This window comes from Steroidobacter agaridevorans, assembly GCF_009932555.1.
Taxonomy (GTDB): Bacteria; Pseudomonadota; Gammaproteobacteria; order Steroidobacterales; family Steroidobacteraceae; genus Steroidobacter; species Steroidobacter agaridevorans.
Genome location: NZ_BLJO01000005.1, coordinates 25523 through 40450 on the forward strand (window position 1 = coordinate 25523; position 14928 = coordinate 40450).

The following is a 14928-nucleotide window of genomic DNA, read 5'->3' on the forward strand; positions in this document are numbered from 1 at the left end:
TCGATGCGCATGCGACCCGCCTGGATGATGCCCACACGGGTCGCGATGGATTCGACGTCATCGACCAGATGCGAGGAGAAGAACGCCGTGACTCCTCGTTCCGCGACCATTGCGACGACCAAATCGTTGAACTCGCGCCGGGCAACAGGATCCAGGCCGGTCGTCGGCTCATCGAGCAACAGAAGCGGAGGCCGCGGCGCCAGGGCAAGGGCGAGTCCCAGTTTCGTTCGTGTGCCGCCACTCAACTCGGCGGCCCGGCGGCGGGGCGGGATATCGAGCACCTGAAGCAAGCGTCCGTACTCCGCTTCATCCCATGTCGGATAGAAAGCACCGACGAACCGCCCCAACTGCTCGGCGTTCATCCACGGATAGAAGTTCTGTTCCTGGGATACGTATCCGATCCGACGTTTGATCGACACGGGCACGCGCTTCATCGATTCGCCGAATAGCCGGATCTCGCCCGCGACGGGCTCGAGGACCCCCATCAATACACGCATGGTGGTCGTCTTCCCCGCGCCATTCCGGCCCAGAAACCCGTAGATCTCGCCAGCCCGCGCCGTGAGCGAAAGACCGTCCAGAGCCAGAAACTTGCCGTAGCGTACAGTCACCGCGCTGAGCTCGACGAGCGGTGGAGCAGCAACGTCCATGGGTTTGCCTGCCGTTGTAGTAGTAGTTCAGGCTTCTATCAGAGTTCCCGGCTGAAGAGAACCGAGTGCGACACGCCCTTCTCCAGGTCGATCAAGAGCCGAATCTGAATTGCGTGACGTTCGTTTCGACCGTCGGCCCATTTTTGTGCCCGGCCTCGCCCCTTTGCAGCCGTTCGAGAATGTCTGGTATAGGGAGTTGCAGCAGAGTAGCGATATATCGAGCCAGCACGTGCAAAGGGCGCCATGACGATTGGTCGATTCCTTGGAGCGCTGTTCTCTATCGCGCCGGGCCTGGCGCTCGCCGCTGCGCCTGCGCCGATCATTCCAGATACGCCGGCCGGCCACGCGCTGGCCGCGTGGCTCGACGCGTTCAACAGCGGCGACAGGGCAAGATTCCAATCCTTCCAGAAGGCCCATGCTCCGTGGTTGAGTCTTGACCAAGAGATGAACCAGCGGGCGCGCACCGGGGGTTACGATCTTGTGACTATCGATAAAGGCGACAAGTTATGGATCGTTTTCCGGGTCAAGGAAAGAGCGAGCTCGGCACAGACTCTCGGCAGCCTCGTAGTCCGGTCGAGCGACGCAGATCATATCCGCCTGTTGAGGCTCGCTCCGGCTGGCGCCAACGCTGCGGAGGTCGTTTTGGATGAAGCTCAGCGCAGCCGTGTGATTGACGGGGCAGCCAAACTGCTGGCTCAGTTTTATCTGTTTCCGGATGTGGGGAGAACGACAGCGGAGAAACTCGGAACGCAGCAGAAGCAGGGCGCTTATCGAGACATCACGGATGGTCGGATTTTCGCGATCCGGCTCACCGACGACCTGCGCACGCTAACCGGCGACAAGCACGTTACGGTGGATTTCTTCGCCAAGAGCACGCCCCCCGCAGAGCCAACCGCTCGTCCCCGCCCCGACCCTGCCCGGCTCGCCGCCACCAACTGCGGTTTCGCGAAGGCTGAGCACTATCCTCCGAATATCGGTTATCTGAAATTGAATGGCTTCGAGGAGCCTGACCATTGCGGATCGACCGCGGTCGCTGCCATGACCTTCCTCGCCGACAGCGATTCCATCATCATCGACCTGCGGGACAACGGCGGTGGAGCGCCGCGCATGGCGGCCCTGATCTCAAGCTATCTATTCGACGAGGTCGTGCACCTCGACGATCTCTACGACCGCAACCAAAACATCACCGAGCAGTTCTGGACGGTTCCCTACGTGCCGGGAAAGAAGAAGGCCGGCAAGAATGTTTTTGTGCTCACATCCAATAGAACGTTTTCCGCGGGTGAAGTATTCAGCTACGACCTGAAGAGCCTCAAGCGAGCGACCCTGATCGGTGAGACGACGGCCGGCGGCGCCCACACCGTAGCTCCGCACCGGATCGACGATCACTTCTTCATCCGCGTGCCATTCGGGCGATTCGTCAACCCGATCACCAAGACGAACTGGGAAAGCACCGGAGTCGAGCCCGACGTCAAGGTGCCGGCCGCAGAGGCTCTTGATGAAGCGCTGAAACGCGCGCGCAGCGGACACTAATTGGCGTCATCGCACACGTACACGCACTGCTCCACCCGCGACCTACAGTCAGGCGGTCAAGGCTGGCGGCTCGACCGCGGCAGAAGAACACTAGCGCACGCTCTTGACGGGCAGGATGGTGATTGACGCCATCAGCGCGATCGAGCCTGCAATCGCGAACAGCCACGTGTAATTACCCCCCGTGAGCGCGAGGATCACCGGCGCGACGGCGGGAGCGATGGCTTGGGGCAATGCATTCGCAACGTTGAAGATGCCGAGGTCCTTGGCAGCGTCGCGCCATCGATTCGGCAAAACATCGGTCACGAGCGCCAGATCGACTGCGAAATAAACACCATGGCCGATGCCGGTGATAGTCATGCCGAGCAGGAAGGTTGGATAGTCCGGCGCGGCGGCGATCACCCACAATCCGATCGCATAGACCGCACCGCCGATGACCACAAAAATCTTGCGGCGGCCGATCGCATCCGACAGCCGACCGCCGAGAATGCTCACCGCCATGATGGCGACAGTCTGCACCAGGATGCCCTGGAAGATGAGCGTCGGAATTTGCACCTCGGCGTGACCGAGCTTGTCGATCAAATAAAACGGTTGATAGGTATTCAGGAACGCGGTGCCCAGCACGAGTAACAATCGACTCAACCAGGTCCAGCCGAAGTCCGGATACTGCCGTGGATTGACCCAATAGATTGCAATCACATCGCGCCAGCCCAGCGGCGCGACCTGGCCAGGCGCGAGGCGCCGATCGGGCAACATCACAGCAAACAACAACACGACCGCGACACAGATCGACGCAGGTACCATGAAGGTGTGCAACGTCGAAGTGGCAACCGATTGCACGAGAAACGTGCCGCTCACCTGCCCCAGCGGCAGACAAACACCCATCACACCGGCAACCGTGCCGCGCTGTTCCGCGGGCACCTGATCGGGCAACACGGCAATGATCGCCGCCAGCACCGCATTGAATGCGAGCTGGGCCAGGCACCAACCGATGAGCACCACCGCGATGCTGGTTGCCGTTGCTATCAGCAACAACGCCAGCGCGCCGCAGATGACTCCGCCGATCAGCCACGGCCTGCGCATGCCGAAGCGCGAGGTGGTCCGATCGCTCAATCGTCCGAACAAAGGATTGCCGACCAGCGCGAAGAACGCGCCGAGCCCCAGCACCAGCGACAAACTCGACGCAGCTGTCTCGGGCGCGAGATGCCGCACTCGCAAGGCAATGGTCACCAGCACCGGCGTTAGCAACGCCAGCCACGTGCCTGTGTAGGCCAGCGCGTGGAGCGTGATGAATCCCCAGCCGACGCGCGGTTTGTCATCGACAGCTGCGACCGAAGCCGGCTGCTCTTGTGAATACATGGCGCGCAGGATGCCCGGAAGGTTGCACAACTCACAAGCGACTTTGTTCCGCCCTATGAAATCAACAAGCTGGGCTCGCCGCCAGCCGCTGCTGCGACTACACTGATTTGAATTGTCGGTACGCCCCACCAGGAAGACAGGCGGCGACCGCGATGCAGTTGCGAAAGGCTTAATTCCATTCGAGCGCCTGCACGGGGGAACACAATTGAATACTCAGGATCCGGCGGCCACGCCGCCCGCATTCGCTGGAGCCGTGCCGTATCCGGCCTCGGCGCAGGCCTGGTATCTGGTCTTCGTACTGCTGCTGTTCTACATCTTCTCGTTCATCGACCGGCAGATCATTTCGCTGCTGGTCGAGCCCATCAAACGCGATCTGCAGGTCACCGATACACAGATCGGCTTGTTGCAAGGGTTTGCGTTCGCACTCTTCTATACGTTCTTCGGCATTCCGATCGGCCGACTCGCCGATCGCATGAACCGCAAGAGCATCGTAGCGGCGGGCATCGTCGCGTGGTCGCTGATGGCGACGTTCTGCGGTCTCGCGAAGAACTGGGTGCAACTGTGCCTGGCTCGCGCCGGCGTCGGTGTCGGCGAAGCGGCCCTTTCGCCAGCGGCGTACTCGATGATCAGCGATGCGTTCCCGCGAGAGAAACAAGGCCGCGCGTTCAGCGTCTACAACATGGGAATCGCAATCGGCGCAGGCATCGCGATGCTGGTGGGCGGCCTGGTGGTCGCCGCCATTTCGGGAGAAGGCAAGACATTCACGTTGCCGCTGCTCGGCGAAGTCCGCGCGTGGCAATTCGTCTTCATCGTCACCGGCGCTCCGGGATTGTTACTGCCGTTATTGCTGCTTGGGGTGCGAGAGCCGGCGCGTCGCGGACTGATGAAAATCCAATCGGCGAGCGGTGAAGACTTCGGCCAGAAAGTGCCGTTCCGCGAAGTGCTGAAGTTCCTGGTCAAGCACGGCAACTTTTACAGCTTGCACTTCATCGCGCTCGCCATGCTGGCCATGATCGGCTACTCGGTGGGCGCCTGGCTGCCGACGGTCATTGCCCGCACGTATGGAGTGCAGCCAGCGCAGGTTGGCATCGTCATCGGCCTGTCCACCATATTCATCAATACGACCGGCATCCTGCTCGCCGGAAAGCTCTGCGATTTCTGGGCAGCGCGCGGTCAAACCGACGCGCCGATCAAGGTCTGCCTGGTCGTGGCGCTGGCGACACTGATCACGAGCTCGCTCACCCCGTTCATGCCGTCGTTTGCGATCGCGTGCGTGGCAATCTGCGTTGCCGGCCTGCCCTTCCATGGTTATGTGGCGATGGGCCCGATGGCGGTCAACCAAGTCACGCCGAACCAGATGCGCGCGCAGATCTCCTCGGTGTACCTGTTCACGATCAACTTGATCGGCATGGGCGTCGGCCCGGCGCTGGTGCCGTTCATCAGTGACTACATCCTCAAGGACCCGGCGCAGATTCGCTGGGGACTGGCCATCGTCGTGGTCGTGGGCAGCAGCATCGCCGCGACACTGCTGTGGCTGGCCCGGCCGTTGTACCGGGAAAAGATTGCGGCAACCGCGAACTGGCACTGACGCCCGCGGGCGGCGGAGTGGACTAGAATGCGCGCATGCACGCCACACCACTGCTCTGCCACCCGTCGACACCGGACAATATCGTCACGGGCATCACGGTCGACGTGGATTCCCTCACGTCGGACCTGCTGGTGCTGGACTATCGGATCCGTGGCGACATCGATCGCCTGCAACTGCCGGCCCAGGCGGCCAGCAGGTTCCAGGATCTGTTGTGGCAGCAGACCTGCCTGGAAGCGTTCATCGGCTTCGGCGACAGCGACGCCTACTTCGAATTCAACTTCTCGCCCTCGAGCCAATGGGCGGTGTATCGATTCGGCGGCTATCGCCAGAACGTCACGTCGCTGAACCCGCTGCCGCCGCCGCGCGTGATCGTTCGTCGTCACGGCGACGAGCTGGAAGCCGATGTGGACATCCACCTCGGCGCCATTCCGGGGCTGACCGCCAGTGAGATCGAGGGCCGCGAGTTGCGGCTCGCCCTCTCGGCGGTCATGCAAAGCGATCAAGGCGTCATTTCCTATTGGGCGCTGGCGCATCCGCCGGGCAAGCCCGATTTTCATCATCGCGATGGCTTTGCCTTGCGGCTGGCCGGAGATCCTGCATGAAGTTCGGTATCGATCGGCTGCTCGACGAGCCGTCGCTGCGTCGTGAGTTACAAGGCAAGCGGGTCGCGCTGCTCGCCCATCCCGCGTCCGTCACGACGGATCTGACTCATTCCCTCGATGCGCTTGCGGCCGCGGGAGTGAAGCTCACGGCGGCCTTCGGTCCGCAACACGGCCTGCGCGGCGACAAGCAGGACAACATGGTCGAGTCGCCGACCTTCAACGACCCCATCCATGGCATTCCGGTCTTCAGCCTGTACGGCGAAGTGCGACGACCCACGGACGAGATGATGCAGCCGTTCGATGTGCTGCTCGTCGATCTGCAGGATCTCGGCTGCCGCATCTACACGTTCATCACCACACTGCGCTACGTGCTCGAAGCAGCGGCGAAGCATGGCAAGTCGGTGTGGGTGCTCGATCGCCCGAATCCCGCCGGCCGACCGATCGAAGGATTGCGTTTGCGCGCCGGTTGGGAAAGTTTCGTCGGCGCGGGACCGCTGCCGATGCGGCATGGCCTCACGCTCGGCGAGCTCGCGCATTGGTTCGTGCGCACGCTCAAGCTCAACGTCGATTACCGCGTGGTCGAGATGCAAGGTTGGCAACCGGAAAGTGCACCGGGTTACGGTTGGCCGCTGGGCGAACGAACCTGGGTCAATCCCAGCCCCAACGCGCCGAATCTTTGGATGGCGCGCGCTTATGCGGGCACCGTGATGCTGGAAGGAACCACGCTGTCCGAAGGACGCGGCACGACGCGGCCACTCGAATTGTTCGGCGCGCCGGATATCGATGCGAACCAAGTGCTCACCGAGATGCGCTCGCTGGCGCCGCAGTGGTTACATGGCTGTCGCCTGCGTCCCTGTTATTTCGAACCGACATTTCATAAACATGTCGGGAAACTTTGCTCAGGACTGCAGATTCACGTCGAAGATCCGAGCTACGACCACCACGCGTTCCTGCCGTGGCGCCTGCAAACATTGGCGTTCAAGGCCATCCGTCGCCTGCATCCCGACTATCCGTTATGGCGCGACTTTCACTATGAATACGAGAAGGATCGCCTGGCCATCGACATCATCAACGGCGGCCCGCAGCTGCGCGAATGGGTCGACGATGCGAACTCCACAGCTGCGGATCTGGATGCATCGACGCAGCCCGATGAGAAATCGTGGGCGCAGGAGCGTGAGGCGTTCCTGATCTATCGGTAAGCTTTTCGGAACAGCCCGCTGCGTCGAGGCGTTGGTGGTCGGGACTGATCCATCCCGACACACGAGGAGCCGTTCATGGCGACCAAACGCAAGTACAGCAAGAAGGCCTCGAAGAAAGTCGAAAAGACCATGCGCGAACGCAAGAAAGGGACGCTGCGCAGCGGTCGCTCCGGCAAGAAGGTGAAGAGCCGCAAGCAAGCGATCGCGATCGGCTTGTCCGAAGCGCGGCGTTCCGGAGCGAAGGTGCCGAAGAAGAAGAGCAGCCGCAAAGGCGGCGGCCGCAAGAAAAAGAGCTCGAAGAAGAAATAGGCCGCCCGAGCGTGCGCAGCTCCGATCAAGCCTTGGAACTGCGCACGAGCAACAGCGCGCTGAGTGCGATCAGCGCCAGCGCGCTGAGGGTCAGAGAAGTGTGAATGCCGATCGCGGCGCCCATCAACCCCACCGTCACACCGCTGAACGTTCGCAATCCCAGCGCCATCATCGAGAACACGCCCAGCACGCGGCCGCGAATGTCGGCCGGCGCGTTCAACTGCACGAGCGTCTGCGCCATCGAGTTGAACGACAGATCCATGAAACCGGCGATGAACAGCAGCAGCACCGCGAGCGAATAGACCGACGACATCGCGAAGCCGGCCAGCGCAGCACACCAGAGCATCGCCAGGATCATGGCCGTGCGCGGATTCGGCGCCAGCCAGCCGCGACTCTCCAAGATGAAACCCGCCGTCAACGCACCTACCGCGTCCGCACCCAGCAACACGCTGTAGGAAAGATCCGCATCGGCGTGACCCAGCGAGCGCGCGAAGTCCGGCATCTGCGGCAGATAAGCATTGCCGATGAAGAACGACGCTCCGCCCGACAGCAGGATCATCGACAGCAACGTCTTGTGCGAGCCGATGCGACGCAGCGTCGACGTCACATCGCTCAACGAAAGCAACGCGCGTCGCGGCGGCCCCTGCCCGGCCGCGGCTCGGGAATACGGCGCTTTCCACAACCAGGCGATCGTCGGCAAATAGAAAAATGCATTCAGCAGAATGCCGTGCGTGGGGCCGAGCAGCATCAACAGCGCGCCACCGATCGCCGGTCCACCGAGCAAGCCGAGTTGCCGTGACGTTGCATTCAATCGCACGGCGCTTTGCAGATCCTCCGCTGGCACGACGTGATGGAGCAGCACCTGCGCGGTAGGCGTCCACAACACACCGGCGATACCGTGCAGAGTCAGCAGCACCATCGCATGCCAGACCTCCAGCGTGTCGGTCAGGAACAGCGCCCCCCAGGCGAGCGACACGCCCATGAATATCACCATGCCGATCTGAATCAGGCGTCGCGGATCGAAATGATCGGTCAGCGCGCCGACCGGCAGCGACAGCAGCAGAAACGGCAGCCAGTGCGACACCACCGCGAACGCCCCGAGCGCGTTCGACTGGAACTTCTCGAACATCATCCAGTAGCTGATGACGTGCTCGACGCTGTCGGCCATCATCGCGCCGGCAAAGCTCAAGAAGAACCCGCGATAACCGGGATGGCGCAGGGCCGCGAAGGAGCGGCGAGGCGGCGCCGTAGTCGTCGCGTTATTCACTGGCCGTGTCCGAATGCGGCTTCGCGCGCAACGGCAGCTCGGGAATGAACAGCACGACGAACAGCGCGAGACCGACAATCCACAGCGCTCGCTCCAGCATGTGAGCGATTGAAGCGGCGAATGCCACTTTCACGCCGCGCTGAATGTCGGCGACCAGCTTGTCCGCGTACATCGTCATCCCTGCCTTGACCATCTGCAAAGCGTTCTGCGCGCGCTTGGCGACGATCGCATTCTCGGTGGCGAGCAAACTGTCGCGAAACAACGTAGCGACACCGGCGATCACTTCCGGCTCATTCCAGGCGCGCGAGGGAATATTGGCCAGCTGCTTCTTCATGGCGGGCGACAGATCCGGATCCTTCAACAATCGATCGCGCCCCGCTTCGCCCGCCTTCAATTCGGCGACGAGCGCGTCGGTGCGTTCCTCCAGCTCGTCATGCGTTTTCGCGCGCAGCCCGCCGTCGCGCAGCGGCGCTTTGACGGCTTCAGGCAGGCGCGAATCGGCTAGCACTTCCTGCACCGCGCGCTGATCTTCGTTGAAGGCGCGCTCTATGACTCGATATCGCTCATCGAGCGCCGTGTGCACGCGCGCACGAATCTGGTCCACATTCATGGCCTGGCTCTGAGCGTGCGCCAGATCCAACTGCGAGAGGTTGCCGCCGGGCAGCTGGGGCACGTGCTTGGGCAATTCAGCCGTGAGCGCATGCGTAAGAAATGTTCCGAAGATGGCCACGCCGACCGTCGAGCCGATCTGCCGGCTGAACTGGCTCATGCTGGTAGCCACGCCGATCTGATTCGCGGGCGCGGCGTTCTGAATCACCAGGCTGAACAGCGTCTGCGCCGGCCCGAGCCCGAGGCCGGTCAACGCGAGTCGCCACGTCAAATCGGCTTGCGTCGTGTCCGCGCCGATGCCGGTCAGCGAAACGACACCCGCGACGAGCAGGACACCGCCGCTCACCATCAACCATTTGTACTTCCCGGTGCGCGCGACGATGCGACCCGAGCCGATGCTGCTGACGATCAATGTAAGCATCAACGGCAGCAGGGCCACGCCACTCTGCACCGCCGAAACGCCCTGCACGACCTGCATGTACAAGGGCATGAACATCACCACGCCCAGGAACGCCATGCTCATGACGAACGAACCCAGCGTCGCGATCCGGAACGTGGGAATGCTGAAGAGATGCAACGGCAGAATGGGCTCGCGGGCGCGCCCTTCGACCCAGATGAAAATCGCCAGCGACACCAGCGACATGGCAAACAGGCCGAGGATGCGAGGCGAATCCCATGCGTAGTGCGTGCCGCCCAACGTCAGGCCGAGCAACAGCGACGCCGCGGTCAGCACAACCAGCACAGCGCCCAGATAATCGATGTTGCCGCCGCCGCCCTTCCGCAAGGCAGGCATGCGATAAACGATCATGAACAAGGCGAGCGCGCCGAGCGGCAGGTTCACATAGAAAACCCAGCGCCAGCCGGCAATCTCGTAAGCGCCCATCGACACGGTGCCATGATCGGTGAAGAAGCCGCCGATGAATGGCCCCACGACCGTGGCCAGACCGAACACCGATCCAAACACACCGAACAACCGGCCGCGCTCGCGTGGCGGATACATATCCGCCATGACTGCGAATGAAACAGTCATCAATGCGCCGGCCCCCAGCCCCTGCAGAGCGCGGAACACCACCAGCTGCATCATGCCGTCGCCCAGCACCGGCAAACTGCCGAACTCGCCGCTCAATCCGCACAGCGCCGAACCGACCAGGAACACCACGACACCCAGGATCAAAATCGGCTTGCGTCCGTACTGATCGCTCAACTTGCCATAAAGCGGCACCGAGACCGTGGACGTGAGCATGTAGGCCGTCGTGACCCAGGCATACATCGACAGGCCTTGCAGCTGCTCGATGATGCGAGGCATGGCCGTCGCGACGATGGTCTGGTCGAGGGCGCTGAGCAGGACGACGACCGCCAGCGCCGCCAGCGTCAGGCGCCGTTCGGCGGACGTGATTTGTAAGTCGCTCGAGTCGTTCAAGGGAGGTGGTTCAGGGTCGCAAAAAACGCCGCAGAGCTTAAACCGTCCGCCGCCGCCCCGCATCACAAGGTTCGTTCCGTCGTGATTTGAATTCGGCCTGTCGCAACGGCCCAAACCGGCGGACCGAGCTGCGGTCCAATCCGCACCTGGCCAAACCGAAGAAAGGGAGCCGAGCGATGCGCGTCATTGCCGCTGCCATCCGTAACCCCATTGCCGTCGGCGTGACGGTGCTGCTCGTCGCCCTGTTCGGCACGCTCAGCCTGCTGGAGCTGCCGCTGCAGCTGTTTCCCGATATCGAGCGACCGACCATCGGCATCACGACCAACTGGCGGGGCGCCTCGCCCGAGGAGGCCGAGGCGGAACTGCTGGAACCGCAGGAACGGGTGCTGCAGGGCCTGGCCGGCGTGGAGGAAATTACCGGCAACGCCAACAGCGGCGGCACCGAAATCGTGCTCACATTCGCGATCGGCACCGACATGAAAGCTGCGCTGGTCGACGTGATCGGCCGCATGAGCCGCTTGCCGCCGTTGCCGCGCGATGCCGATCGACCCGTCGTGCAGTTGGGCGGCATCGGCGGCGACACCAACGAGAGCCTCACCTGGTTCTTCGTGCAGCTGTTGCCGGGCACGCCGGGCCCGATCGACAACTATCGCCGCTTCATCGAAGACGTCGTGCAGCCGCGTCTCGAATCAATTCCCGGTGTGGGCGGCATGCGCGTGAATGGCGGCGCGCCGAACGACGTTCGTATCACCGTCGATCTGCCGCGAGCCGCGGCGCTCGGCGTTGGCATCCCCGATATCGCGAGACTGGCCGCGAGCGCCAACAATGTTTCTGCGGGGCAGCTCGATGTAGGCCGACGGCAGTACGCGTTGCGCTACGCAGGCCGATACGATGTGGATCAATTGGGCCAACTGGTGCTCGCGTGGCGGGATGGCCAGCCGGTGCGACTCTCTGACGTCGCCGTGGTCGAGGCCCGTCCACCCGACCAGCTTTTCTATTCGCATCAGAACGGCAACCCCGCCATCGGCCTGCAACTCTTGCGAGCGCCAGGCGCGAACGTGCTTGCTACGCTCGAGGAAGCCAAGCGCGTCGTCGCCGAGCTGCGTGACGGGCCGCTGCGCGAGCGTGGACTTGGCATCGAGCAATCGTTTGACGCCTCGGTATTCATCACACGGGCCGTCAATCTGCTGATCGAAAATCTGGTCGTCGGCGCGCTGCTCGCGCTGGTGTGCGTGTGGTGGTTCATGCGGAACGTTCGCGCCACCGTGATCATCGCGACCACCATCCCGATTTGTTTGCTCGCGACGTTCTGCGCCCTGCATCTCGCCGGCCGCAGCATCAATGTGATTTCGCTCGCCGGACTGGCGTTCGCGGTCGGCATGGTCGTGGAAGGCGCGATCGTCGTCTCCGGCAACATCATTCGCTTGCGGGAAACCGGCATGCCGATCGATCAAGCGGCGCACGACGGCACGCGGCAGGTCGTGCCCGCTCTGTTCGCATCGACGACCACGACGATCGCGGTGTTCCTGCCCGTGCTGTTTCTCAAAGATGTCGAAGGCCAGATCTTTGCCGACCTGGCGCTGACCATCTCCATCGCCGTCGCATTTTCCATCCTGGTCGCGATCACCGTCGTGCCCGCCGCGGCGGGACGCTGGCTCGGCGGGCCAGCGCAGAAATCCGGTTACGGCGAAGGCTGGCCCGGGCTGACCGACAAGGTGATCGAGTGGACACGCACCCGGCATCAGCAGGTCATGTGGGTGCTGGTCTTGTTGGGGGCGCCGTTGCTGTTGTCGTGGGCGTTCTTGCCGAAGCTCGATTATTTGCCGCCGGTGAAGCGCGCGGCGATCGACGCGTACTTCAGTTTTCCGCCCGGCATGAGCCCGGCGACGGTGGATCGCGAGATCGCCACCAAGCTGCACGAGCGCATGCAGCCGTACATGACGGGCGAGAAAGAGCCGCGACTCAAGAATTATTACGTGCTGCTGTGGCCGGGTGGCGGCACACTGGGCGCGCGCGTGATCGACGACGATCGTATCGGCGAACTGGAACGCATCGTGCGCGACGAGATTGTCGCCGGCATTCCCGACACGCGAGTGTTCGTCAATGAAGGCGAGTTGTTCGGCGGCATCGGCGGTTCGGCGCGCTCGGTCGCCATTCATCTGCAAAGCACCGACACTGCCTCGTTGAACACGGCCGCTGCGGCGGGCCGGCGATTGCTGGAGGAAACGTTCGCAGGCGCGAACGTGCAGTCATTCCCAAATACGGACGTGCAAGTGTTGGAACTGCGCGCCGAGCCCAACGATCGGCGCATCGCGGAAGTTGGCTGGGATCGCGCGGCGTTAGGCACGGTCGTGCGCTCGCTCGGCGATGGTGCGTGGCTGGGCGAATATTTCGATGGCCAGGCTCGATTGCCGGTGATCTTGCGAACCAATCTGGGCGAGACGCCCGAAGATCTCGCGCAGGCGCCGTTGATCACGCCCTCCGGCGAGGTCGTGCCGCTCGGCGAACTGGTTACCCTGGAGACGACGCTGGTTCCGGAGCAGATCCGACGCGTCGATCATCATCGCACCGTGACGCTCACCATCGATCCGCCGCCCACGCTGTCGCTGGAAGACATGCTCACGAAGATCAACAGCGACATCGTGCCCCAACTGCGCGCCAACTTGCCGCCGGATGCAAACATCCGCCTCGCGGGCAGCGCCGATCGACTCGACACCATCATCGCAACCATGAGCGGCAACTTCCTGCTCGCGCTGCTGGTGCTGTTCATGCTGATGGCGGCGATGTTTCATTCGCTGCGCGATGCGCTAGTGGTCGTGCTCACCGTGCCGCTGGCGCTGGCCGGCGGCGTGCTCGGTATTCGTTTGCTGGGCGTGGTGGCGTTCCAGCCGCTCGACCTGCTCACGATGATCGGCTTCATCATGATGATCGGCATCATCGTCAATCACGCCATCCTGCTGGTCGACCTGACCCGCGAGGCGATGAATCACGGCCACAGCCTGGAAGAAGCGCTGCGGATGTCACTCAATCAGCGCCTGCGCGCGATGGTCGCGAGCACGCTGACTGGCGCGCTCGGCGCTTTGCCCATGGTCGTCAATCCTGGACCCGCCAGCACTATTTATCGCGGCCTCGCGGCCGTGAACGTCGCGGGCGTGATTGTGAGCATGGTGTTTTCAATCGTGTTGCTGCCGAGCCTGATGCGACTTGTTTACGAACGTCGCTCGCCAGCGGCGACTCACGACGTCGGCTTGTTAACGGAGACTGCGCAATGATGCGATTCACGAAAGGCTGGTTGCTGATGCTGTTCGCGGCGAGCGCGGGCGCTCAGCAAACGAAATCCGAGCTGCCGGTGGTGATGGTCGAAGTCGCGCAAGCGTCGGTGACGCGTGTGGCGCCACGACGCTGGGTTCCTGGCAGTGTCGTCAGTCGCAACGATGCTCGGCTCGCGACCAGCGCAGCCGGTCGCTTGGAGTACGTCGCCGAAGTGGGCACTCGCATTCGTGCCGGTGAGCGTGTTGCGAAGTTGGAAGACGAAGCCGTGCGTTTGCAGGTCGAAGATGCGAAGGCGGAGATGATGCGCATCGAGGCGCAGCGTGCGATGTCGGAGCGACAGCTGCAGCGGATCGAGAAGCTGGCGAACAACTCCATCTCACAAACCCAGCTCGACGAAGTCAGGTCCCAGCTCGCCATGCTCACGGCTCAGCTGCAGCAGGCGGAGGTGCGTCATCGTTCGGCCAAACATGATTTGGAGCAGACCGAAGTGCGGGCGCCGTTCTCCGGTGTTGTGACGGAGCGCCTCGCTCAGCGCGGCGAATACGTTGCGACCGGTGCGTCCATTGCCCGACTCGTCGATACGGTTCACGTCGAAGCGCGCGTTCAGGCGCCGCTGGCGCTGCTCAGCTCAGTGAAGGCGAGCATGGAGTTGCCGATCAAGGTCGCGAACAAACAGATCCCTGCAACGGTGCGGACGGTCGTGCCCGTCGGCGAGGAACGCTCGCGGCAGTTCGAACTGCGCATGCTGCTGGCGGACAGCGCCTTCAACGTCGGCTCCGCCCTCGAAGTCGGCCTCCCAGAGCGCGACGCAACCGAAGCCCTCGTCGTCCCCCGCGACGCCATCGCCGTCCGCCAGACCGGCAACTACCTGATGCGCATCCGCGGCGACAACACCGCCGAACGCGTCGCCATCACCTCCCTCACGACCGACGGCGACCTCGTCACCATCGACGGCCCCGTGAGCGCCGGCGACGTCGTCGTCATCCGCGGCGTCGAACGCCTGCAGGACGGCCAACGCGTCACCATCCTGACCCGCGACGCCTCGCTCAAGGGCAAGCCCCGGCCGGATGCATGAATCTATTCACTAAATAACCAATCGCGTCCTTTACCGATTGATTTTATTGTAAA

The 14928-nt window shown here is 62.9% G+C and carries 11 protein-coding genes; 7 read left to right on the forward strand and 4 right to left on the reverse strand.

Going from position 1 to position 14928, the window contains the following annotated elements; genetic code table 11:
* A partial coding sequence (locus tag GYH35_RS18190) for an ABC transporter ATP-binding protein (protein ID WP_161829176.1) occupies positions 1 to 647 on the reverse strand: 647 nt, incomplete at its 3' end.
* 243 nt (positions 648 to 890) lie between these two features.
* On the opposite strand from GYH35_RS18190, the gene GYH35_RS18195 reads away from it, so the two are divergent.
* On the forward strand, positions 891 to 2177 hold the full coding sequence (locus tag GYH35_RS18195) for a S41 family peptidase (protein WP_161813088.1): 1287 nt from the start codon (positions 891 to 893) through the stop codon (positions 2175 to 2177).
* 90 nt (positions 2178 to 2267) lie between these two features.
* On the opposite strand, the gene GYH35_RS18200 is transcribed toward GYH35_RS18195, so the two are convergent.
* The gene (locus GYH35_RS18200) at positions 2268 to 3563 is read right to left on the reverse strand and encodes an MFS transporter (protein ID WP_202624399.1); all 1296 of its coding nucleotides are present in this window, start codon (positions 3561 to 3563) and stop codon (positions 2268 to 2270) included.
* A 175-nt stretch (positions 3564 to 3738) separates the two neighbouring features.
* Between GYH35_RS18200 and GYH35_RS18205 the strand changes: the two genes are divergently transcribed.
* The 4 genes from GYH35_RS18205 (at position 3739) to GYH35_RS18220 (ending at position 7231) form a co-directional block, all read left to right on the forward strand.
* On the forward strand, positions 3739 to 5121 hold the full coding sequence (locus GYH35_RS18205) for a spinster family MFS transporter (RefSeq protein ID WP_161813086.1): 1383 nt from the start codon (positions 3739 to 3741) through the stop codon (positions 5119 to 5121).
* Positions 5122 to 5156: 35 nt separating this feature from the next.
* A complete protein-coding gene (locus GYH35_RS18210) occupies positions 5157 to 5723 on the forward strand; it encodes a DOMON-like domain-containing protein (RefSeq protein WP_161829177.1) in 567 nt (188 codons plus the stop codon).
* The gene (locus GYH35_RS18215) at positions 5720 to 6922 is read left to right on the forward strand and encodes an exo-beta-N-acetylmuramidase NamZ family protein (RefSeq protein ID WP_161829178.1); all 1203 of its coding nucleotides are present in this window, start codon (positions 5720 to 5722) and stop codon (positions 6920 to 6922) included. Before GYH35_RS18210 ends, GYH35_RS18215 begins: the two co-directional genes overlap by 4 nt.
* Before the next feature lie 75 nt (positions 6923 to 6997).
* Positions 6998 to 7231, forward strand: coding sequence for a DUF6496 domain-containing protein (locus GYH35_RS18220; protein WP_161813083.1), 234 nt, complete (start codon positions 6998 to 7000; stop codon positions 7229 to 7231).
* Positions 7232 to 7256: 25 nt separating this feature from the next.
* Here GYH35_RS18220 and GYH35_RS18225 read toward each other — a convergent pair whose 3' ends face one another.
* The gene (locus GYH35_RS18225) at positions 7257 to 8498 is read right to left on the reverse strand and encodes an MFS transporter (RefSeq protein WP_161829179.1); all 1242 of its coding nucleotides are present in this window, start codon (positions 8496 to 8498) and stop codon (positions 7257 to 7259) included.
* Positions 8491 to 10527, reverse strand: coding sequence for an MDR family MFS transporter (locus GYH35_RS18230; RefSeq protein ID WP_202624400.1), 2037 nt, complete (start codon positions 10525 to 10527; stop codon positions 8491 to 8493). The genes GYH35_RS18225 and GYH35_RS18230 overlap by 8 nt, the downstream gene beginning before the upstream one ends.
* Positions 10528 to 10703: 176 nt before the next feature.
* Here GYH35_RS18230 and GYH35_RS18235 point away from each other — a divergent pair, with 176 nt between their 5' ends.
* Together GYH35_RS18235 and GYH35_RS18240 are read left to right on the forward strand one after the other, a co-directional pair.
* Entirely contained in the window at positions 10704 to 13799 is a 3096-nt protein-coding gene (locus GYH35_RS18235; RefSeq protein WP_161829181.1) for an efflux RND transporter permease subunit, read from the forward strand.
* A complete protein-coding gene (locus tag GYH35_RS18240) occupies positions 13796 to 14875 on the forward strand; it encodes an efflux RND transporter periplasmic adaptor subunit (protein WP_161813080.1) in 1080 nt (359 codons plus the stop codon). The genes GYH35_RS18235 and GYH35_RS18240 overlap by 4 nt, the downstream gene beginning before the upstream one ends.
* Positions 14876 to 14928 lie beyond the last annotated feature (53 nt).

Excerpts from the sequence above, each read along its gene's own strand:
- GYH35_RS18215 (WP_161829178.1), top strand. The coding sequence starts at position 5,720 with ATGAAGTTCGGTATCGATCGGCTGCTCGACGAGCCGTCGCTGCGTCGT.
- GYH35_RS18220 (WP_161813083.1), top strand. The coding sequence starts at position 6,998 with ATGGCGACCAAACGCAAGTACAGCAAGAAGGCCTCGAAGAAAGTCGAA.
- GYH35_RS18240 (WP_161813080.1), top strand. The coding sequence starts at position 13,796 with ATGATGCGATTCACGAAAGGCTGGTTGCTGATGCTGTTCGCGGCGAGC.
- GYH35_RS18210 (WP_161829177.1), top strand. The coding sequence starts at position 5,157 with ATGCACGCCACACCACTGCTCTGCCACCCGTCGACACCGGACAATATC.
- GYH35_RS18235 (WP_161829181.1), top strand. The coding sequence starts at position 10,704 with ATGCGCGTCATTGCCGCTGCCATCCGTAACCCCATTGCCGTCGGCGTG.
- GYH35_RS18195 (WP_161813088.1), top strand. The coding sequence starts at position 891 with ATGACGATTGGTCGATTCCTTGGAGCGCTGTTCTCTATCGCGCCGGGC.